Origin of the sequence: Alteromonas sp. McT4-15 (assembly GCF_020515205.1) — a bacterium.
GTDB lineage: Bacteria > Pseudomonadota > Gammaproteobacteria > Enterobacterales > Alteromonadaceae > Alteromonas.
In genome coordinates this window covers 39,364-58,820 of record NZ_JAJALG010000011.1, presented here as the reverse complement: position 1 = coordinate 58,820, position 19,457 = coordinate 39,364, and the positions used below count along the sequence as shown (strand labels likewise).

Annotated in this window: 16 protein-coding genes; 12 read left to right on the top strand and 4 right to left on the bottom strand. The window is 43.9% G+C overall.

Annotation, left to right across the window (positions count from 1 at the left end; all coding sequences use genetic code 11):
• Positions 1-21: 21 nt before the first annotated feature.
• The 3 genes from LHL20_RS10340 to LHL20_RS10330 form a co-directional block, all read right to left on the bottom strand.
• Positions 22-1,755 carry an ATP-binding protein gene (locus tag LHL20_RS10340; RefSeq protein ID WP_226433252.1) on the bottom strand — a complete coding sequence of 578 codons (1,734 nt, stop codon included), beginning with the start codon at positions 1,753-1,755 and terminating at the stop codon, positions 22-24.
• 110 nt (positions 1,756-1,865) lie between these two features.
• Entirely contained in the window at positions 1,866-2,495 is a 630-nt protein-coding gene (locus tag LHL20_RS10335; protein WP_226433251.1) for a response regulator, read from the bottom strand.
• A 138-nt stretch (positions 2,496-2,633) separates the two neighbouring features.
• A complete protein-coding gene (locus tag LHL20_RS10330; protein WP_226433250.1) occupies positions 2,634-4,979 on the bottom strand; it encodes a TonB-dependent receptor in 2,346 nt (781 codons plus the stop codon).
• A gap of 282 nt (positions 4,980-5,261) precedes the next feature.
• Here LHL20_RS10330 and LHL20_RS10325 point away from each other — a divergent pair, with 282 nt between their 5' ends.
• The 4 genes from LHL20_RS10325 to LHL20_RS10310 all read left to right on the top strand — a co-directional run bounded on the left by LHL20_RS10325 (position 5,262) and on the right by LHL20_RS10310 (position 9,665).
• The gene (locus LHL20_RS10325) at positions 5,262-6,557 is read left to right on the top strand and encodes a GntP family permease (protein WP_159628046.1); all 1,296 of its coding nucleotides are present in this window, start codon (positions 5,262-5,264) and stop codon (positions 6,555-6,557) included.
• Between the two features lie 81 nt (positions 6,558-6,638).
• Entirely contained in the window at positions 6,639-7,829 is a 1,191-nt protein-coding gene (locus tag LHL20_RS10320; protein ID WP_226433289.1) for an E22 family MetX-like putative esterase, read from the top strand.
• Positions 7,826-8,893, top strand: coding sequence for an extracellular catalytic domain type 2 short-chain-length polyhydroxyalkanoate depolymerase (locus tag LHL20_RS10315; RefSeq protein WP_413228893.1), 1,068 nt, complete (start codon positions 7,826-7,828; stop codon positions 8,891-8,893). The genes LHL20_RS10320 and LHL20_RS10315 overlap by 4 nt, the downstream gene beginning before the upstream one ends.
• Positions 8,886-9,665: a 3-hydroxybutyrate dehydrogenase gene (locus tag LHL20_RS10310; RefSeq protein WP_226433248.1), complete on the top strand. Its 780-nt coding sequence runs from the start codon at positions 8,886-8,888 to the stop codon at positions 9,663-9,665. Before LHL20_RS10315 ends, LHL20_RS10310 begins: the two co-directional genes overlap by 8 nt.
• A 24-nt stretch (positions 9,666-9,689) precedes the next feature.
• Here LHL20_RS10310 and LHL20_RS10305 read toward each other — a convergent pair whose 3' ends face one another.
• On the bottom strand, positions 9,690-10,850 hold the full coding sequence (locus LHL20_RS10305) for an iron-containing alcohol dehydrogenase (protein WP_226433247.1): 1,161 nt from the start codon (positions 10,848-10,850) through the stop codon (positions 9,690-9,692).
• Between the two features lie 181 nt (positions 10,851-11,031).
• On the opposite strand from LHL20_RS10305, the gene LHL20_RS10300 reads away from it, so the two are divergent.
• The 8 genes from LHL20_RS10300 to LHL20_RS10265 all read left to right on the top strand — a co-directional run bounded on the left by LHL20_RS10300 (position 11,032) and on the right by LHL20_RS10265 (position 19,424).
• On the top strand, positions 11,032-13,398 hold the full coding sequence (locus LHL20_RS10300; RefSeq protein ID WP_226433246.1) for a fatty acid cis/trans isomerase: 2,367 nt from the start codon (positions 11,032-11,034) through the stop codon (positions 13,396-13,398).
• A 102-nt stretch (positions 13,399-13,500) separates the two neighbouring features.
• A complete protein-coding gene (nadK, locus tag LHL20_RS10295) occupies positions 13,501-14,376 on the top strand; it encodes an NAD(+) kinase (RefSeq protein WP_226433245.1) in 876 nt (291 codons plus the stop codon).
• Positions 14,377-14,620: 244 nt separating this feature from the next.
• Entirely contained in the window at positions 14,621-15,127 is a 507-nt protein-coding gene (gene dps, locus LHL20_RS10290; protein WP_202264768.1) for a DNA starvation/stationary phase protection protein Dps, read from the top strand.
• 235 nt (positions 15,128-15,362) lie between these two features.
• On the top strand, positions 15,363-17,048 hold the full coding sequence (gene recN, locus LHL20_RS10285) for a DNA repair protein RecN (RefSeq protein ID WP_226433244.1): 1,686 nt from the start codon (positions 15,363-15,365) through the stop codon (positions 17,046-17,048).
• Between the two features lie 120 nt (positions 17,049-17,168).
• Positions 17,169-17,525, top strand: a complete 357-nt coding sequence (locus LHL20_RS10280; RefSeq protein WP_202264764.1) for an outer membrane protein assembly factor BamE — start codon at positions 17,169-17,171, stop codon at positions 17,523-17,525.
• A 104-nt stretch (positions 17,526-17,629) separates the two neighbouring features.
• A complete protein-coding gene (gene tmpT, locus LHL20_RS10275; RefSeq protein WP_226433243.1) occupies positions 17,630-18,283 on the top strand; it encodes a thiopurine S-methyltransferase in 654 nt (217 codons plus the stop codon).
• 123 nt (positions 18,284-18,406) lie between these two features.
• A complete protein-coding gene (locus LHL20_RS10270; protein WP_226433242.1) occupies positions 18,407-18,757 on the top strand; it encodes a hypothetical protein in 351 nt (116 codons plus the stop codon).
• A gap of 121 nt (positions 18,758-18,878) precedes the next feature.
• Entirely contained in the window at positions 18,879-19,424 is a 546-nt protein-coding gene (locus LHL20_RS10265) for a TlpA family protein disulfide reductase (protein WP_226433241.1), read from the top strand.
• Positions 19,425-19,457: the final 33 nt, after the last annotated feature.

Sequence of the window (19,457 nt, the reverse complement as noted above, 5' to 3'; positions counted from 1 at the left end):
GTTTAGTCGTTGATGGATGAATTAGATACTGCCTCTTATTTTTGAGTAAGGTGCCAAAACATTCTTTAATAAATCAACATTGACGGGTTTAGTGAGGTAGTCATTCATTCCCGCTTCAAAACACTTCTGTTTTTGACTTTCCATAGCATCTGCGGTTAGTGCAACGATAGGTAGGTTCTTAACGTTGTCACCCGCCTTTCCTGCACGTATCAAACGAGTGGCTTCATAGCCGTCTAAAGTAGGCATTTGACAGTCCATTAAAATGAGGTCGTATGCATTCGCAGTTGTCTTCAACAATATGTCTAACGCTTCTTTACCGTCCCGCGCGACGTCAACTTTACAACCCAAGTTATCTAAAATTGCTAACATAACTTGCATGTTGATTTCATTATCTTCAACCAATAACAAAGCGACATCGACGTTCGATGGCAAAAATTGTGGATGCTTAGTGATATTGCTGACATCATTTTTTGCAGGCATTAACGTTACAAAAAATGAGAATACAGAGCCTTCTTTCGGTTTACTAGTTACTGTTATCTCGCCGCCCATCAACTCGCATAATTGCTTGGTAATTGCAAGTCCTAACCCAGAACCACCGAACTTTCTTGTGGTTGAACTATCTGCTTGTGAAAATGGATTAAAAAGATGAGCAATGGCGTTCTCGCTTATACCTATCCCGGTATCGACAACTTCTACTTGTAATTTCACTGCATCTTCGCACGCTATCGTTTTATACCGAATGGTAACGCCGCCTTTTTCTGTAAATTTTAAGGCGTTTGAAATAAGGTTATTGAAAATTTGTTTCAGCCGGTATGGGTCGCCAATAACGTTGTTATTCTCAATGGATTGAGGTTCAAATCTTAGCCACAACGCTTTGTTTTCTGCTTGAACTTTATGCTCTTGTTGCAGTTCGGTTGTCAGCTGAAGGATATCAAACTCAATATTTTCAAGACTCAACTCACCTGCTTCTATTTTTGAGATATCCAGAATATCGTTGATGATGATCATTAGCGAATTGGCGCTTCGTTTTGCTGTCTCTATCAACTTTGCCTGCGTACTCGCTAAATTGGTTCGGCTAATGACATCTATCACTCCAATTACGCCATTCATGGGTGTTCTGATCTCGTGACTCATATTTGCTAGAAACGTACTTTTAGCTTCGCTCGCCGCTTTTGCTTTTAATTCATGCGCTATTGCATTATCTCTTTCTCGTCCTAATTCAACCTGCTTGATGATCAACTTTTGTCTTGCAAGGTGAGCAAACCAGCTTAAAAAGGTTGCCATGATTAACGCAAAAAGAAAATGCATCATCATGGGCATGTCGACAGACAGGTTTACAAAAAGCCAGCCAATCCAGTTGAGCGCTATCACTGTTGACCAATCGCGCCTATTTGACAAAACGATGCCTGAAGCAAGGATAACTAAAACAATATTGGTCGCTTGCTCAGGAGACTGAGATAGCCAAAAGTGAAGAAAACTGTTAAGCGCACCGAGTACAAGAAGCGATAGAATACCTAGACGCTGTTTTGTTGCGTCTATTCGTGTCGCAATAAGCATTAATATAAAACTATACAGGGTGGTTGTGATAGCAGTGACAATCAAGATCCATTTGAAGTCATCAGTAAGCAACAACCAATGACTTAACGACAGCATTGCATAAAGAATAAAAAAAGCAGCAGCCATTGGCTTTAACAACTGCGTTAACAACGCTCGCGGCTCTCCTTTTTCCTCGAGCGTAACTTCGTTGTTGTCCAATTTTGCTTCCTATATTCTCACGTTTTTTAAAAAGCGTAGTAGAGATAATGGCAAATGTATGTATTGTTACCCTAAAGTATGAAGGGAATGCCGTTTTCTATTACCGTTTCCTATACCTGCATAGCATTTTTAAACGCAATTCCCGCTTTGGTTCTATTAATCACACCAAGTTTTTTCAGCACAGCCGACACATGCTGTTTAACCGTAGATTCAGAGATGGCAAGCTCATACGCAATCTGCTTGTTAAGCAAACCGTCTGATACCATACGAAGTACTTTGAGTTGATGCGGAGTTAATTGACGCAATTTGTTGGGAAAGTCATCAATTTCATCTACAAACTGTTCTTGCTGTAAATCAGATGGCGCCCATGTTTCACCATCGAGGACTTGCTCTACAGCTTCAACAATAGTCTCTATTGACGCGGATTTTGGAATAAACCCACTGGCGCCAAGTGCCAACGCTTTTTGTACCAATGAAGCTGACTCCTGAGCGGTGACAATAACAACCAGAACATCTGGGAACTGGGCTTGAATACTTGATAAGCCATGTAGGCCTTCATTGCCTGGCATAGTTAAGTCTAGGAAAACAAGTTCAATGGCATCATCTTCTTCAAGGCAAGAGAGGGTTTCAGGAAACGTTGACGCTTCAACTAGCGCCGTATCAGCCATGGTACTTAGTGCATGGCACATCGCTGCACGAAATAAGGGATGGTCGTCAGCAATCAATATTTTTACAGGCATGAGGCAATCAACGTGTAACAACTTTGTTAATTTATATACTATCACGCCGAGCCAAAATAAGTAGTGTTCGAACACTCATTTTGACCCGACGCGTGACATAGCATTACGCAAATTCGTTGCTAATTAAAATGCATAGACTTAAAAGCGGTAGCCCACTGTGAGGTGTACTGTACGAGGATCGCCATAGTAACCAATAAGCGTTGTATCACCGCCTAGCCCAGGTCCAAAGTTGCCTTGCTCATCACGGGTTACAAAGTCGTAACCGCCTACGAGGTATTCTTCGTCCGTTAAGTTCTTAACATGTAACCCTGCGTACCAATCGCCTTCAACACTCTCCCAACGCGCACTTAGATTTACCATGCCATAAGCATCTTGCTGAATAAGATCACTGGTTTCGAAAATTAAGTAATCGTCGCGATAGTAGTAATTGGCGTTAAACGAGATATCACCGAAATCGGTTTCAAATAAATAGTTCGCGTTAAAGTTAAACGTATTTTCAGGCGTACTCGCTAGGCCGATAAGCGGTGGCGTTGCATTGTTTTTCTTAATTTCAAAATCAATGTACCCATAGGCTACATCGAATTGTAGGTTATCTGTAGCTACCCATGTCATTTCAAGTTCAGCACCTTTGGCCGCAGTTTCAGCCGCATTTCTTAGACGCTGATCAAGTGCAGTCGGATCAGAAAGGTCGCCCTCTACACCGATGTATTGTCTATCTTTGTGGTCATAGGAAAACAAGGTAACGTTCATACGAAGTGCGTCAGTTAAATCGCTTTTCACACCTAATTCAAAGCTATCTACAACTTCAGGTTCTACACCTGGCTCGTTAACTTGGGCGCGAGGGTTAAACGTGCCTGACTTGAAGCCTTGTGAATAGCTCGCGAAAAACATGGTATCGCGGTTCATTTGATACTCAATGCCGACTCTTGGCGTAAAGCGAGACCAACTTTGCACCGCTGGTGCATCAAGTACACCGTCACCATCGCTATCAGACCCCAGAACTTGCGGCACTAACTGGCCATCAGGACGGACATAGCCATCGATCCAATCGGTATACGGATAAACGTTGGCAAAAATAAGACCATTGTTTACCACTGCCGACTTTTCTTCATCTGTATAACGGGCACCTAATGACAATGAAACTTTGTCACTAATGTCATAGTTAAGTTGTGCGTACGCAGCCCAACTCTCAGAGTTGTTACAGCCTGTGACTTCTCGGGTCAACCCAGGTGCGCCAAGCGCCACACCAAGTACCCCTAGTATTGCATCGAAATTACCGCAGCTTTCACCGTCGTAAAAATACAAGCCAGACACTAAGCTAAAGTTTGTACCTGCATAATTTGCTTGCAGTTCATGGGTATCATTACTGTCATCATATTCGGCAGGCACATCAAAGATAGGAAGCGGCGTATTGTCAAAATCGATATTGGTTGGCGAGTAGCTCTCGCGATGCGAACCGATATATTTAAGCTCTAAATTTTCACTGACATTGTAGCGCGCCAACCAGCTGTAACCTTCTAACTCAACCTTGTTCCACGTAGGTAGGCTGGTATAAGAGTCATATACTGAGTCAGGTACAGGTGCATCGGTTAAAATACTGGGTAACAGACGATAGCCGCCTTTCGCATTTGATGTATCTTCCGTTTTGTCCCATCCGATTCTAAAAAATAGGTCGTCACTTGGATGAATTTCTAAAGTGACTCGCGCTGCCCATAAATCTTTGTTGTAGTTCTCTTTATCTTGATTAGGCAAGGCGCTAAGCAGGTATTCGCCAAAACCATCTCGATTGAGATTCGCATAGCCAACACCTAAGTAAACGGTATCTTCAACTAATGGAAATTGCCCAGTAACACGCACATCTCGTTGGCTGTAGCTACCTACCGTCGCCTCTACGTTCATTTGAGTTTCGCCAGACATTTCTTTGGTCACGTATTTAACCGCGCCACCAATAGTATTCTTACCATAGAGTGTGCCTTGTGGACCACGTAATACTTCAATACGCTGAACATCCAGTAAATCAAGCACCGCCCCTTGAGGACGTGCAATATAGACATCATCTACGTAAATACCGACACCCGGCTCGTAGCCCCATAGTGGGTCCTGCTGACCTAAACCGCGAATAAAAGCGGTTAATGTAGAGTTGGTACCACGACTGGTTTGTAGTGTTGTATTAGGCGAAAACTGTTGTATCTCGGTTAGAACACTAATCCCCTTTTCACCCAATTCAGCTGCTCCAACTGACGTAATGGCAACAGGTGTTTCTTGCAATGACTCTACGGTTTTACGCGCTGTCACTTCAATACGTTCTAACTTTCCTTTCTCATTTTCCGCCGCTGCATTTTCTGCATCTTGCGCCAACGCAGGCAATGACAATAGCCCTGCCGCCACAGCAACAGCGCAGATGCTACGACGCATGCGTGGTGAGTTTGTGTCATCGCTTATACGTGTAGAAGCGACAGATGTTGTGTGTGTAGATGGTGACATAGTGAGTCCTTTTTTCTTTTAAGTTTTGTTCACTGCCGGATGTATTGCCTACGGTCCAACTCACTTTAGTTAATTATTTGTTAACAGTATGTAGTACCATCGTACTATGGGATTTTCACAAAAGTAACGTCAAACTTTGAAACTGAATTTTATGCTTTTAATTGATTTGTATCGCATTTATACGGTGTCTTTCTATTTTGAACGACGTCGCGCTATACAAAACTCGTATCGACTTAACTGTTCCGGATCATCTGCGGTCACAGATTTTTAAAGGAAATAACTATGTTAAGTATGATTGGCTTGGTAGGCGGATTGTTGCTGCTTATTGTATTAACAATACGCGGAATGAATCTGTTTATTGCAGCCCCTTTATGTGCGTTAGTCGTTGCACTAACCAACAACATTGCCGTGTTTACCGGCGACGTAAACTTTGTTGAAACCTATATGAGCGGATTTTCAGGGTTTATTGCGTCGTGGTTTTTCATGTTCTTACTTGGTGCGTTGTTCGGTAAGTTTATGGAAGATACGGGCGCTGCCGACGCAGTATCTCGATGGATTATCACTAAAATAGGTTACAAACGCGCGGTGTTGGCCGTTGTGTTGGCATGCGCTATTTTAACCTATGGTGGCGTAAGTGTTTTTGTCGTCGCATTCTCGGTGTATCCAATGGCCGTGAGCCTGTTTAAAGATGCCAACTTGCCGCGACGATTCATTCCTGCTGCAATGGCGTTTGGCTCAGTGACATTTACCATGACATCGGCAGGTTCGCCTGAAATCCAAAACTGGATACCCATAAAATACTTGGGCACGTCGCCCTTTGCCGCGTGGGAAGTAAGCTTGGTGGTAGCACTGTTTATGGCCGTATTTGGGTATTGGTGGTTAGCCAAAATGATCAGAAAAGCGGTAAATGACGGTGAAGTTTTTGAAGCCCGTGAAAGCGATCCAGAAGTACGCACACGTGCCCTACCTCATCCGCTAACAGGCATAATTCCGCTTATTGTCGTGTTAGTGATTTCATTTTTGTTTCATGAGTCTCTAGCACAACTGGCGCTTATTTTGGCTTTGGGAGGCGGCGTACTGTGTTTGCTCGCCATTAATTATTCACACTTTCATAGTTTGTCTTCTGCCATAAATGCAGGTACGACAGGTGCGCTAATTGCAATTGGTAATACTGCTGCAGTGGTAGGTTTTGGCTCTATCGCCAAAAACACCGATGCCTTTCAAAATACCGTTGAGTTAATGACGGCTATTCCCGGTAACGAGTTAATCGGTGCTGCAATTGCGGTAAGCGTAATTGCCGGTCTTACTGGCAGTGCATCTGGTGGGCAGGCCATTGCCTTACCGCTTGTAGCTCCGCACTATTTGGACCAAGGCGTTGAACCAGACCAGTTACACCGTATTGTATCAATTTCATCAGGTGCATTAGATTCCCTGCCCCACAATGGCTACGTAGTGACAACCATACGAGCAATTTGTCACGAGACCCATCAAGCAGCTTACTGGGCAGTTGGCGCACTTACTGTTGTAGTGCCACTTATTGGTCTTGCGATGGCGATTGGCCTGTTTAGCTTTCTTTAAAGGATGAACATCGACATGATAATGCGTTTTTGCAACACAACAGAATTACGGTTTTCAGTAAATGTTTTCTGTGTGTTCGTAATGTTTGGCTTTTGTGTTCAGTTCGCGCAGGCATCAACTGCGGACAACCCAACAGTAGCAAGCCGTAATGGCCATATGCTGGTTGAAAAGCAGGTTTTCACACTAGATAGCTTCACGACCTTCGGTAAAAAGGAAATCAAGCAAGTAAAAGTAGGCTGGGAAGCGTATGGGAAATTATCGAAAAACAAAGATAATGTGATTCTGATTACCCACTATTTCTCAGGGAGCTCACACGCTGCGGGTAAATACAGCCCGCATGATAGCGCACCGGGCTACTGGGACTCTATTATAGGGCCAGGCAAAGCAATTGATACCAACAAGTTCTATGTGGTGAGCGTTGATACCCTTGCTAATTTGAATGCATTCGACAGCAATGTGGTTACTACTGGCCCTGCGAGTATTAACCCAGAGACAGGCAAACCCTATGGCCTTTCGTTTCCGGTAGTGACTATCAGAGATTTTGTAAACATTCAAAAGGCATTGCTCGAGAGCATTGGCGTTAGCAAGCTTCACGCTGTCGTTGGACCTTCTATGGGCTCAATGCAAGCCATCGACTGGGCAAGTGCCTATCCTGATTGGGTTGATAGAATGATTTCAGTCATTGGCGCGGGCGAGAGTGACGCTTGGACAACCGCATTTCTTGAACATTGGGCTACCCCGATAAAGTTGGACAGACACTTTAACAACGGTAACTATTACGGTAATACCCCGCCTCGCGACGGCCTTGCAGCATCGTTGATGCTCATTACGCAAAACGCGCTGACACCAGACTTTTTTAATCAACAAGGCAATGCAATAGATTTTTACAATATTGAACAAAACCCGCTGAACGACATTACCGACGACCATTCTATCGTCAAGTGGCTTCGAGAACGTGCTTACGATAGAAGTAAAAACATGGACGCGAATCACCTTTTATATTTAGTAAGGGCCTGCCAGCTGTTTGTAGCAGGTCATCAACAATCGCTTCAAGAAGGCTTAAAAACAATAAAAGCGAAAACACTATTTATTCCATCAACGTCTGACTTGCTCCTAATGCCATATTTAGCTGACAACGCGTATCAGCAATTAACACAAATGGAACACAGCAGTACCTATCGCACGTTAGGTGGCAATTTAGGACACCTGGAAGGTGTAGCAAACATCGCAGCGCAGGCCGACGCAATAAAATCATTTTTAGAAAAGGAATAACCATGACAACAAGGTTCAAAATGCTAACCGCTAGCGTCAGTGCGCTTGGGCTATTTGTTTCCACCTGTACGTGGGCACAAGAAATAAAAAGCACCGATCCTGTACCTGCTTTATCGCTGGATGTGAGCAATGTCACAGTGTCAGGGCTCTCATCAGGGGGCTATATGGCGACACAATTTCATTTGGCTCATAGCAGTTGGGTAAAAGGTGTGGGGGTTCTTGCCGCTGGCCCTTACTTCTGTGCAAAAGGCGATATAACTACAGCCCTCGCACAATGCGTCAATAAGGTTGAAGGCAATATTGATTTAAGTGCGCTAAGTGAGACTGCTTTGCAGTATGAATCGGCAGGCAAAATTGATTCACTGAGTCATCTCAAAAACGCCAAAGTATGGCTGTTTCACGGTACGCAAGACACCAGAGTGATCGCTGAGGTCAGCAACTTACTGCATCAGCAATACGCATCGTGGACAGACACTTCAAATATCAAATACATTAACGATAAGCCTATGGCTCACGTATTTCCTACCGTATCAACAGGCGTTAACTGTATGAAAGCAGAAAGCCCTTTTATTGGTAATTGCGATTACGATGCCGCTGGCGACATGCTTAATCACTTAATAGGCGGACTTAACGTGCCAGATAAGGCGCTTAGCGGTAAATTGCACACTATCGATCAGCAAAAAATTGCTGGCAGCAACGCTAAGACACTAGCAAGCGAAGGCTTTGTCTATGTTCCAGAAAGCTGCGCAAAGGGGCAAGCATGTCGCGCGCACATCAGCTTTCACGGCTGCAACCAGTATGCCGATGCGGTAGGCGACGCATACACAACACAAACGGGCATCAACGAATGGGCGGATGACAACAATATTGTTGTGCTTTATCCGCAAACTAAAAAATCACTCTTTATGCCATTAAACCCGCAAGGTTGCTGGGACTGGTGGGGTTACTCTTCTTCCGATTATGCCAACAAAGAAGGGGCGCAAATAAAAGCGGTAACGCAAATGCTGCAATCACTTTCAGCATCTGTAAATCAGACTAATACAGATGGAGTAGCCAATGACTAAGCGTACGGTATTTATCACTGGTGGAGCGAGTGGCATCGGTTTTGGTATGGCAAACGCTATGGTGCAACAAGGGCATCACGTCATTATCGCAGACATTAATGAGCAGGCAGCCCAAGAAGCCGCTGCAAAACTTGCCCACGATTCGGGTCATCAAGGCGGCTCTGCAAGTGCAGTGGCGGTGGACGTGTGTAATGCGCAACAGGTCTCATCATTACCGGAGGTACTTGGAAAGCTCTCAGTAGATGTGCTTATTAACAACGCGGGCATTCAGCATGTGTCTCGTCTTGAAGATTTCCCTGCTGACAAATGGCAACAACTCATTAATATCATGCTTGTTGGCCCCGCATTACTCACGCAGGCGTTCTTGCCTAGCATGCGAGCTCAAAACTTCGGTCGCATCATTAATGTTGGCTCTATCCATTCGGTTGTTGCTTCGCCCTATAAATCGGCTTACGTCGCAGCAAAGCACGGTTTGCTAGGATTTGCTAAAACCGTTGCGCTTGAAACTGGCGATTGTGATGTCACCATAAACACACTGTGCCCTGCCTATGTCAAAACACCTTTGGTTGAGCAACAAATTGCTGCGCAAGCCAAAGAAAATAACCTAACGGAAGACGAAGTTATCAACAAAATAATGCTGGAGCCAATGCCTAAGAAGCAGTTTATTAGCCTTGAGGAGTTGGCCGATACCGCATTATTTTTAATGTCAAACAGTGCGCGTAATATAACGGGTCAAACCATGATATTAGATGGCGGCTGGACTGCACGATAGTTAATTCTAAGTTTTACGGTGTACTTACTCCCACAGTGCACCATAAAGCTCTACCATCTCATCGATAGTTGGAATTCTCGGGTTATTACCCGGCGATCCCGAAGCCAATGCTTGTTCTGCCATGGTGGTAGTCATCGCCATAAACGAGGCTTTATCAATGCCAAAATCAGCAGGTGTTGGCACCTGCAGATCTAGATTCAATGCCCGCAATTCATTAAGCAACTTGTCATTAGCCAATTCATCACTGTCAGACTGCGTTGCTACCCCCATGGCGCGAGCACATTGTGCGTATCGCACTTTTGCACTAGGAATAGAAAAAGCCGTGACAGAGGGCAGTAACATGGCATTGGATAGACCGTGAGGCACATGAAATGCGGCACCAATTGGTCGGCTCATACCGTGCACTAAAGCAACCGACGCGTTAGAAAATGCGATACCCGCCAAGGTTGATCCTAACATCATCGATTCTCGTGCACGCTCATTGCTAGGGTCGGCAAACACCATACGCAAATTAGGTGCGATTAACGCCATTGCTGACAATGCTTGCGCATCGCTGTATAAATTTGCCTTTCGACTGACATAAGCCTCAATGGCATGGGTTAACGCATCAATGCCAGTATCGGCGGTTACGCGCTGGGGCAAGCTTAGGGTTAAGCAATAATCAACCAAGGCCGCTGTTGGCATAAAGCCGCGCCCTACGCATAACATTTTCTCACTGGTCTCATCATCTGTAATTATGGTAAAGCGGGTAACTTCGGAGCCGGTACCCGCTGTGGTAGGTACGGCAATAATCGGTAACCCAGCATCATCAGTAACCTTGGGAAACTTGTAATCGCGCATTTGTCCGCCGAATTTACCCAATATAGCAATGGCTTTAGCACTATCAATTGGGCTGCCACCACCAAGCGCGACAATACAATCGTAATCCCCCTCGCGCACAATATCCACGCCGGCGCGAATAGATGAAACCGTAGGCTCTGGCACCGTGTCTGAAAAAATATCCATGTGAATATCGCGTTCTGCCAGATAAGCGGCCATCTCGGCAGCGTACCCCAATTCAACCATGACGTGGTCAGTAACCAGTAATGGCTTGCTGCATTGTAGGCTAGTAAGTGTATCTACAATACGCTCACTGGCCCCCTTCCCTATGTGCATAAACCTTGGCAAGATAATTTGGTATGACATGATTGCTCCTTGTGCCTATTAGGTCATTTAGTGTAGTCCATACAAACCGTAATAATGCATACGCTAAATACAAATCGAAAACCGACTGGCTACCGTAACAAGTACAATAACAACAATTTATTCACGCTATCACTAAAACATAGTGATAGTGTGAAGTAAGATTTAAGTAAGGAAACGTTTGATGAGTAATTTGGTAAAAACCGTAGTTGTACTTACGGTACTGGCAGTGGCGGTTTTGATTTGGCAATGGAATAAGCCCGATGCCCAACTGCTCAGCCCGGCGCAAAATACGTCATTTTCACAGCCACTTCCCGAACACTTCTTTACCCAACAAGTAAACCCTGTACTTACCAAACGCTGTGTAGTTTGCCATGCATGTTATGACGCGCCCTGTCAGCTAAAAATGACCTCACCGGAAGGCGTGTCACGGGGAGCCAATAAAGAAAAAGTATATGAAGGCACACGGCTGACTGCGGCAACGCCCAATCGACTCTTTTTAGACGCGCACACTATCGAAGCGTGGCGTGAGCGCGACTTTTTTGATGTTTTACCAGCAAATGATGATACTTCCGCCCCCTCACAAACGTCGGTACTAGCGCAAATGTTGTTACTTAAGCGTCAGCATCCACAACCCACTTCAACGCATTTGGGCGAAGGATTTGATATTAGTCTCAATCGTGCTCAACAATGCCCTACTATAGATGAAATGGACAGCTATATTGCCAAGCAGCCTATGGGCGGTATGCCTTACGCATTACCTGGGCTAAGTGATAAGGAACATACAACCTTATTACAGTGGTTGCATCATGGCGCGCCAATGCCGAAACAACCAAACCTAAACGAGGCGCAGCGCAAATCTGTGGCCGAATTTGAACGATGGATAAATGCAGAGGGCAACAAAGCGCAACTTTCTGCTCGTTATATTTATGAACATTTGTTTACGTCTCATCTTTACTTTGAAAATGCTTCAAATAACCATTCAAGCGAAACACCACAGTTTTTTAATTTGGTGCGTTCGCGGACACCGCCAGGCAGTGCTATTGACGTAATTGCAACAAGACGCCCATTTGATGAACCTGGCGTTGAACGTGTGTATTACCGTTTACAAGGTGTGTACTCCACTATCGTTAGTAAAACGCATCAACCCTACGCCATAAACAATGACCTTATGGAGAAATGGAACGCGTGGTTTGTAGATGCCGACTTTGATGTGCCTGCGCTTCCTTCGTATAAGCCAGAGGTAGCAGCGAACCCGCTTACCGCTTTTACTGATTTACCCGTTAAAAGCCGCTACCGTTTTATGCTTGAGCGCGCTCAAAATACCATTATGGGTTACATCAAAGGGCCAGTGTGCCGAGGACAAGTCGCATTAAACGTAATCAATGACCGATTTTGGGTGTTTTTTGTCGAGCCAGATGTAGCAGCCGCCGATGACGTCAATGCGTTTTATTCTTCGCAACAACACAACTTGCATTTACCGGCAGAGAAAGACAGCACTGCATTGGCGGTTAATTGGGTAAAATATGCAGAGCGCCAAGGTGATTACATGCGGGCGCGAAATAAATTCCTTAGCAATACATTTAAGCAAGGTGAACACTTAAATATCGACAGTATTTGGGCAGGCGATGGCGATAACACGAATGCGACGCTCACGGTATTTAGGCATTTTGACAATGCTACTGTTGTAAAAGGCATGGTTGGGGCAACTCCTAAGACTGCATGGGTGATTGACTATGCACTTCTTGAGCGAATTCACTATTTGCTGGTAGCGGGCTTTGATGTTTACGGCAACTACGGCCATCAATTAATGACACGGCTTTATATGGATTTTCTTCGTATGGAAGGCGAGTCAAATTTCTTGAACTTACTCCCCCCAGATACTCGTAAGACGCTGTTGGCCAAGTGGTATCAAAATTCGAGCAAAGAGCTTACAGACTACCTCGAAGGTGACATTAATAGCTTTGACCAACAAAGCGGTATTACCTACTCTTCATCAACACCGCAAAAAGAACTCTACACTATGCTCGCAGAGCATTTAGCACACGTACAGCCGCAACCAGAACGCTTAGTAGCTGCCGTGTTGAACCAACAACAACGCAATATTCTTTCATCAATTAACGACTTGCCTGCCAAGCAGGCCACGATATTGCCTGAAACCACTATTTTGATGATAAGAGACGACGAAAAACCGGACAATATTGACGTGTATACTATTTTGCGAAACAGCGCCCACTTTAACGTCAATAGTTTGTTTGAAGAAGAGGAAAATCGAGATGTAGCAAACGACTCCTTAACATTAGTGCATGGTTTTTTGGGAAGCTATCCAGATGCATTTTGGCAACTGAATGCCTCTGAGGTTGAGCAAACACTCACACTACTGCGTCAAATGGAAAGCGAAGAAGACTACGAAGCATTGCTAGATAAAGTGGGCATGCGTCGCACTAATCCAAATTTTTGGGCATTTAGCGATACACTTTTGCAGTGGTCAGAACGCCACTACCCCATAGAGGGTGGCTTGTTAGATTACAACCGCTTAGAAGATCGTTAAACAAGTTACTTTAGGTGACCCAATAACACTTTAACGCTTTCCTTTTGCAAAATACCTGTGCTAATGTCCAACTCATTGGAAATGAAAGGACATTAGCGTTCCATGGCCTATCAAACCGTTGCTTTAATTGGAAAACCTCAACACGCTGCTACTCACGATAGCTTGAATATTCTTGCTGACTATTTACTGGCCAAAGGCTGTGAATTGCTAGTTGAAGAAAGTATTGCTGAAGAGTTAGAAACCGATAATTTTCGAAGCTGCAATCTTGTTACCATCGGCAAAGAAGCTGATTTAGCGGTCGTTGTTGGCGGTGATGGCAGTATGCTTGGCGCAGCGCGTGTATTAGCGCGATTTGATATTCACGTTGTGGGGGTAAATCGCGGTAACCTTGGTTTTTTAACAGATATTCATCCTGATGAAATCACACAGCAACTCGAATTACTATTTACCGGCGAGTGCGTGGTCGAGGAGCGCTTTTTACTTGAGGTAGAGGTCTACCGTCACGAAAAGCTCAAAAGCAATAATTCGGCAGTAAACGAAGTCGTCCTTCACCATGGCAAAGTAGCGCACATGATGGAGTTTGAGATATACATTGATGACCAGTTTGTGTTCAGCCAGCGAAGCGATGGACTTATCGTTGCCACGCCTACGGGGTCGACTGCCTATTCCCTGTCTGCCGGAGGGCCTATCATTATGCCCAAACTCGACGCATTAACATTAGTACCTATGTTTCCTCATACATTGAGTAGCCGCCCTATTGTGGTGGATGCCGATAGCCAAGTGTCGATGAAAGTCTCTAAGGTTAACAGCGATTCACTTCAGGTAAGCTGCGATAGCCATATCGTTTTACCCGTACTACCCGGTGATGAAATTCGAATAAACAAAAGCGCTGACAAGCTACATTTGGTCCATCCAAAAGGCTACAGCTATTTTAACGTACTACGTAAAAAGTTAGGTTGGGGCAGTAAGCTTTACTAAGCGTGCCTCGTTACCTGATTACCTCGTTCAATAATTCCTGCACTTATTACACGTGTGTGTAGGTTTTTCTTAATGTTAGCCTTATGAAAAATAAAGATTTTTTAATAATTTCATTTTTTCTCATATAAATCTAGCGCTTACCGTTTCTCCTGAGTTCGGCATGGCCGTTGCACCACTCTTATTACGTTTTTCAAGATGCGCTAGAAAGCATCTATTTTTTTGCACTAGATAATCAGGAGATATCATGAGCACGACCAATATCAAATTTACGGCACCCGGAATGGATAACGACGCCGCTGCAAAAACCATTGAGGTATTGGAGAAGCGTTTAGTGGCCTTACTCGACCTACAACTAACACTAAAACATATTCACTGGAATGTCGTTGGCCCAAACTTTATTGGCGTACACGAGATGTTAGACCCTCAGGTTGACGCCGTGCGTGACATGACAGATACCATTGCAGAGCGTATCGCAACTCTAGGTGGCGTACCTAAAGGAACGCCTAAGGCCATTGTTGAAGGTCGTACTTGGGACGACTATAACATTGGTAAAGGCTTAGTAATGGATCACCTAAAAGCACTCGATGCGGTTTATGCTGGTGTTAATGGCGACCACCGCAGTGCGATTGAAACACTCGGTGACCTCGATGCAGTATCAGAAGATATGATCACAGGCCAATTAGCTGACCTTGAGCAATTTCAGTGGTTCGTACGCGCGCACATCGAATCAGGCAGCGGCGAGCTGCAGTAACTATTTCGACTAATGGTAATGAAGAGAGGCTTTGCCTCTCTTTTTTTTTACGATTGATGTACAGTGATTTGAGTCATCATACTTATATCTCTATGAGAAAAATAAATACTTTATAATCATAAACTTAGCCTTTGCCAACGTCTTCATACTCACTCTTCTCTTTACACAGAAAAAATACTGTATATATTTACAAGTACTGTATAAATCATCATGTTCAACTTTTTCGAGTGTGGTTATGTTAGCGCATCTTTCTATTTCAAATTTTGCAGTTGTTAAACAATTATCGGTTCAGTTAGAAAATGGACTTACCGCTATTACTGGTGAAACAGGTGCGGGTAAGTCTATTGCAATTGATGCACTGAGCCTGTGCTTAGGCGAACGTGCTGATGCCAACGCGGTAAGAAAAGGTACGGCAAAAGCAGAGATCATTGCGCACTTTTCACTAGATAATAATGTAAAAGCGAAAGCCTTTTTAGATGAACATGAACTCACGTCTGATGAAGACGACAACGCATGCTTTATTCGACGTGTAATTTCAAAAGAAGGGCGTTCCAAAGCCTTTATCAATGGCGTGCCTGCTTCGCTACAACAACTGAAGGGGTTGGGACAGTATCTGTTAGCCATTCACGGACAAAATACGCACCTACAGCTACTAAAAGAAGATCACCAGCGCCATTTAATTGATAGCTACGCTAGGCACCCTACTCTACTTGAAGCCGTAAAACGTGCCTATAATTTATGGCGTGATAAACAGAAAACACTAAGTGACTTACAGGCCCAAGCGCAGCAACGTGAGGATCGCCTGCAACTACTCACGTATCAAGTTCAAGAGCTTGACGAATTCGCAATAGAAGACGGTGAGTTTGAAGAGTTAGAAGTAGAGCACAAACGCCTAAGTAATGGACAGAGCTTGCTAGAGCAAGCACAAACGAGTGTTTACAACTTGTATGAAAGTGATGAGGGCAACGCGCTTTCGGTGATCCAAAACAGCATTGAGCGTTTAGGCGAACTCGAAGCACATGATGCAACGTTAACCCCCATTATCGCGATGCTAAACGATGCAGCCATTCAAGTAGAAGAAGCGGCGGGTGAACTTCGCAGTTATTGTGACCAATTAGAGATTGATCCATTGCGTTTACAACACGTCGAAGCCCGTTATGCAAAGGCGATGGAACTTGCCAGAAAGCATTCAGTAATGCCTGAAGACTTATACAGACACCACCAAGAGTTAGCGGGCGAATTCCGTTTACTTGGTGAGCAAGAGTCACTGCTTGGCACGTTAGAGTCTGAGGTGGAAGATGCAAGAAAAGCATATTTAACTACGACTAAACATCTATCAGAAAGTCGAATTGCTGCCGCAGCTAAGCTATCTAGTGACATTGAAGATCAAATACAGCAAATGAACATGCCCCACGCCAGGGTATGCATAGACGTTAATTATGATGAACTTAGAAAGCCAATCAGCACTGGATTAGATACCGTTGAATTTAGGGTGTCGACAAATCCAGGCCAAGACGCTGATAAGCTTGAGAAAGTGGTGTCAGGTGGAGAGTTATCTCGTATCGGCTTAGCTATCCAGGTAATTGCTAGCGATAATGATGCCACTCCAACTATGATATTCGATGAAGTAGATACGGGTATTAGTGGGCCGACGGCATCAATTGTTGGTGGCCTACTGCGCAAATTAGGTAAGCAATCTCAAGTTATGTGTGTTACTCATTTACCTCAAGTTGCAGCGCAGGCGCATAATCAGCTTTTTGTCACCAAACTCACCGATGGGGAAAGTACTGAAACACAAATGCTTGCACTTACCAAACAAGACAGAATTGATGAGTTAGCACGCTTACTAGCAGGTGATAAAATAACCAAATCTGCACTTGCTAATGCAAAAGAACTGCTTAAAAGCGCTGCATCGAACTAAAATGCAGTTGATTGGTCATAGTTGTCAATGTAGCATGCTTTCGCGCTTGCAATAAAACAGCCTGTTTTTAACTTTATTAAGGACAGGCACGAACAAAGGCAATACTGGACACAATAACGCATGAAGTTGCAACACCTATTAGTAATTCTTAGCATCACTCTTACCACAACCGCTTGCTCTAATTGGATTTATCGAATTGACGTACCTCAGGGTAACTTCCTTGATCAAAGGGATGTAGAGAAACTGCGCGTTGGCATGACAAAAGAACAGGTTATTTACGTTTTAGGCAACCCGGTTGTTCAAGACTCGTTTGACGACGATACATGGTATTACGTTTACGATATGAAGCGCGGCATGAAAAAGCGCGGCGAAGATTTTCAAAAACAGATGATCATCAACTTTGTTGATAACAAAGTCACCACGGTAGAAGGTGATTTTGAACTGTCTGAAGACTTTAATACCCCACTCGATAACTAAGAAAAATCTCAAAGGTAGCGGATTGTTTTTGCTACCTTTTTCTTTTGCTCTCACTTTAAAAGACTTTATATTCTGCATTAAAACCTACTTTCTAAGAGGCACATATGGAACATAGTTTTTGGCACAGCAAATGGCAAAAAAATGAAATTGGATTTCACGAGCCCAAAGGCAATGCGCTACTCGTTAAATATGCAGAAAAGTTACTAGAGCCGGACACTTCAAAAATACCGCGAATATTTGTACCGTTATGTGGCAAAACTAGGGATATCAGTTGGCTGTTGTCTCAAGGTGCTGAGGTAGTCGGCGCCGAATTGAGTGAATTAGCGATTGAACAGCTTTTTGAAGAACTGGGTGTGTCACCGAATATCACTGCTACACCCAAGGGTAAGATTTATTCGAAAGATACCCTAACTGTATTCGTTGGTGATATTTTTAAACTCAATTCACAAGACATCGGCGATGTATCTGCCATATACGATAGAGCCGCCCTAGTAGCCCTTCCTGATACCCTAAGAGCGCAATATGCCTCTCATTTAGCCCAAATCACAAATAATGCCACGCAACTAATTATCTCGTTTGAATACGACCAGAGTGTAATGGCGGGCCCACCGTTTAGTGTTAATGAACGTATGGTCGATACACTTTATGCTGATAAATACCATGTTACTCGCTTAGAGCGCTCTGAATTAATTGGAGGCCTAAAAGGCAAAGTCGACGCAGACAATTTGGTTTTTCACTTAGTTGCGAAACAGAAATAAAGTACACGTCAAAATAAACAGCCTTTATGCAGTTGACTGCTAATTTGCAAAGCGACTATTTTGAAGCTTGGTTAGTGAATTGAACACAATCAGTGGTGAAGGGAATTACATGGAAGGAATTGGATGGAAACTAAAACTCGGACAATAGTAACTACCCTCGCCTCTCATGGTGAAAATGGTTGTGGGTTGATTTCACTCTCGCTTGAAACTGGCATTAGCCAAGACTATCTTCGAGCATTCTTAAAGCAGCACAAGCAATACTGCGCTTCTATCGACAACTATAAATTCAAGATTAATAGGCAAGCTGAAAACTCAGAACCGTTAGATGACATCATAAAGTCAATTGAACAAACGCGAACTGAAAAATACATTAAGGGTCGAGTAAACAAGGCTTTTTGTTTGGGCGTTATAGTGGCAACCTGCATTCCAGTTGCGTTTAATTTCTTATTCTATTTATACGAATTGTGGTTTTAGCTTAGCGCGTATCGAGTTTAGCTACATCATTCATATTGAATTGGCAATAAAACACGCTGTTAGGCTAGTATAAAGACCGTGAAATCGTTCTAAAGGACTGATATATGACAATTCGGAGGTCATGTTGAAAGCAATACACCTATTATTTCTTTTTAGTTGTTACAGTGCGGTTTGTAACGCAAGCACGTACGAAGAAAAAGTTGCGCTGTCAAAAGCGTTAGTTGGACAACAGGTTCAGACACCTACGTTTTTAACTTCATCGGGTAATGAAGTGTCCTTCCCCTCTTTAGAAGGTAAACCTACTGTTGCCTACTTCTTTGCATCATGGTGTGCCCCTTGTTACAGCTCCTTGAAAAACTTACAAGCAGTTCAAAGCGAACATCCACAATCGGTTAATGTCGTTGCTATTTCGCTTGATGATGACTGGGACGAGCTAAATACAATGCTTGAGAAAACGGGATACACTGGCACAGTGTGGAAATCTGAAGCTGACAGCGATGTTCTGATTAAAAAAATGTTTGGAAACTATGCAGGCTCAATTCCTTACACCATTAAAATAAGTGCAGATGGCGTGCTCACAGAGTCGAGTTACTCAATCAAAACCGAGCCACAGTGGAAAGCAACGTTAAGTAATGAAGTATCACTAGAAGACGCTGAGCTAAAATAGTACAAACTGATAGCTTCTGAACGCGAAGAATAT

Bases quoted from the DNA above. Each gene is read 5' to 3' on its own strand.
- LHL20_RS10335 (WP_226433251.1), bottom strand. From the start codon at position 2,495: ATGCCTGTAAAAATATTGATTGCTGACGACCATCCCTTATTTCGTGCA.
- LHL20_RS10330 (WP_226433250.1), bottom strand. From the start codon at position 4,979: ATGTCACCATCTACACACACAACATCTGTCGCTTCTACACGTATAAGC.
- LHL20_RS10325 (WP_159628046.1), top strand. From the start codon at position 5,262: ATGTTAAGTATGATTGGCTTGGTAGGCGGATTGTTGCTGCTTATTGTA.
- LHL20_RS10320 (WP_226433289.1), top strand. From the start codon at position 6,639: ATGTTTGGCTTTTGTGTTCAGTTCGCGCAGGCATCAACTGCGGACAAC.
- LHL20_RS10310 (WP_226433248.1), top strand. From the start codon at position 8,886: ATGACTAAGCGTACGGTATTTATCACTGGTGGAGCGAGTGGCATCGGT.
- LHL20_RS10305 (WP_226433247.1), bottom strand. From the start codon at position 10,850: ATGTCATACCAAATTATCTTGCCAAGGTTTATGCACATAGGGAAGGGG.
- LHL20_RS10300 (WP_226433246.1), top strand. From the start codon at position 11,032: ATGAGTAATTTGGTAAAAACCGTAGTTGTACTTACGGTACTGGCAGTG.
- nadK (WP_226433245.1), top strand. From the start codon at position 13,501: ATGGCCTATCAAACCGTTGCTTTAATTGGAAAACCTCAACACGCTGCT.
- dps (WP_202264768.1), top strand. From the start codon at position 14,621: ATGAGCACGACCAATATCAAATTTACGGCACCCGGAATGGATAACGAC.
- recN (WP_226433244.1), top strand. From the start codon at position 15,363: ATGTTAGCGCATCTTTCTATTTCAAATTTTGCAGTTGTTAAACAATTA.
- LHL20_RS10280 (WP_202264764.1), top strand. From the start codon at position 17,169: ATGAAGTTGCAACACCTATTAGTAATTCTTAGCATCACTCTTACCACA.
- tmpT (WP_226433243.1), top strand. From the start codon at position 17,630: ATGGAACATAGTTTTTGGCACAGCAAATGGCAAAAAAATGAAATTGGA.
- LHL20_RS10270 (WP_226433242.1), top strand. From the start codon at position 18,407: ATGGAAACTAAAACTCGGACAATAGTAACTACCCTCGCCTCTCATGGT.
- LHL20_RS10265 (WP_226433241.1), top strand. From the start codon at position 18,879: ATGTTGAAAGCAATACACCTATTATTTCTTTTTAGTTGTTACAGTGCG.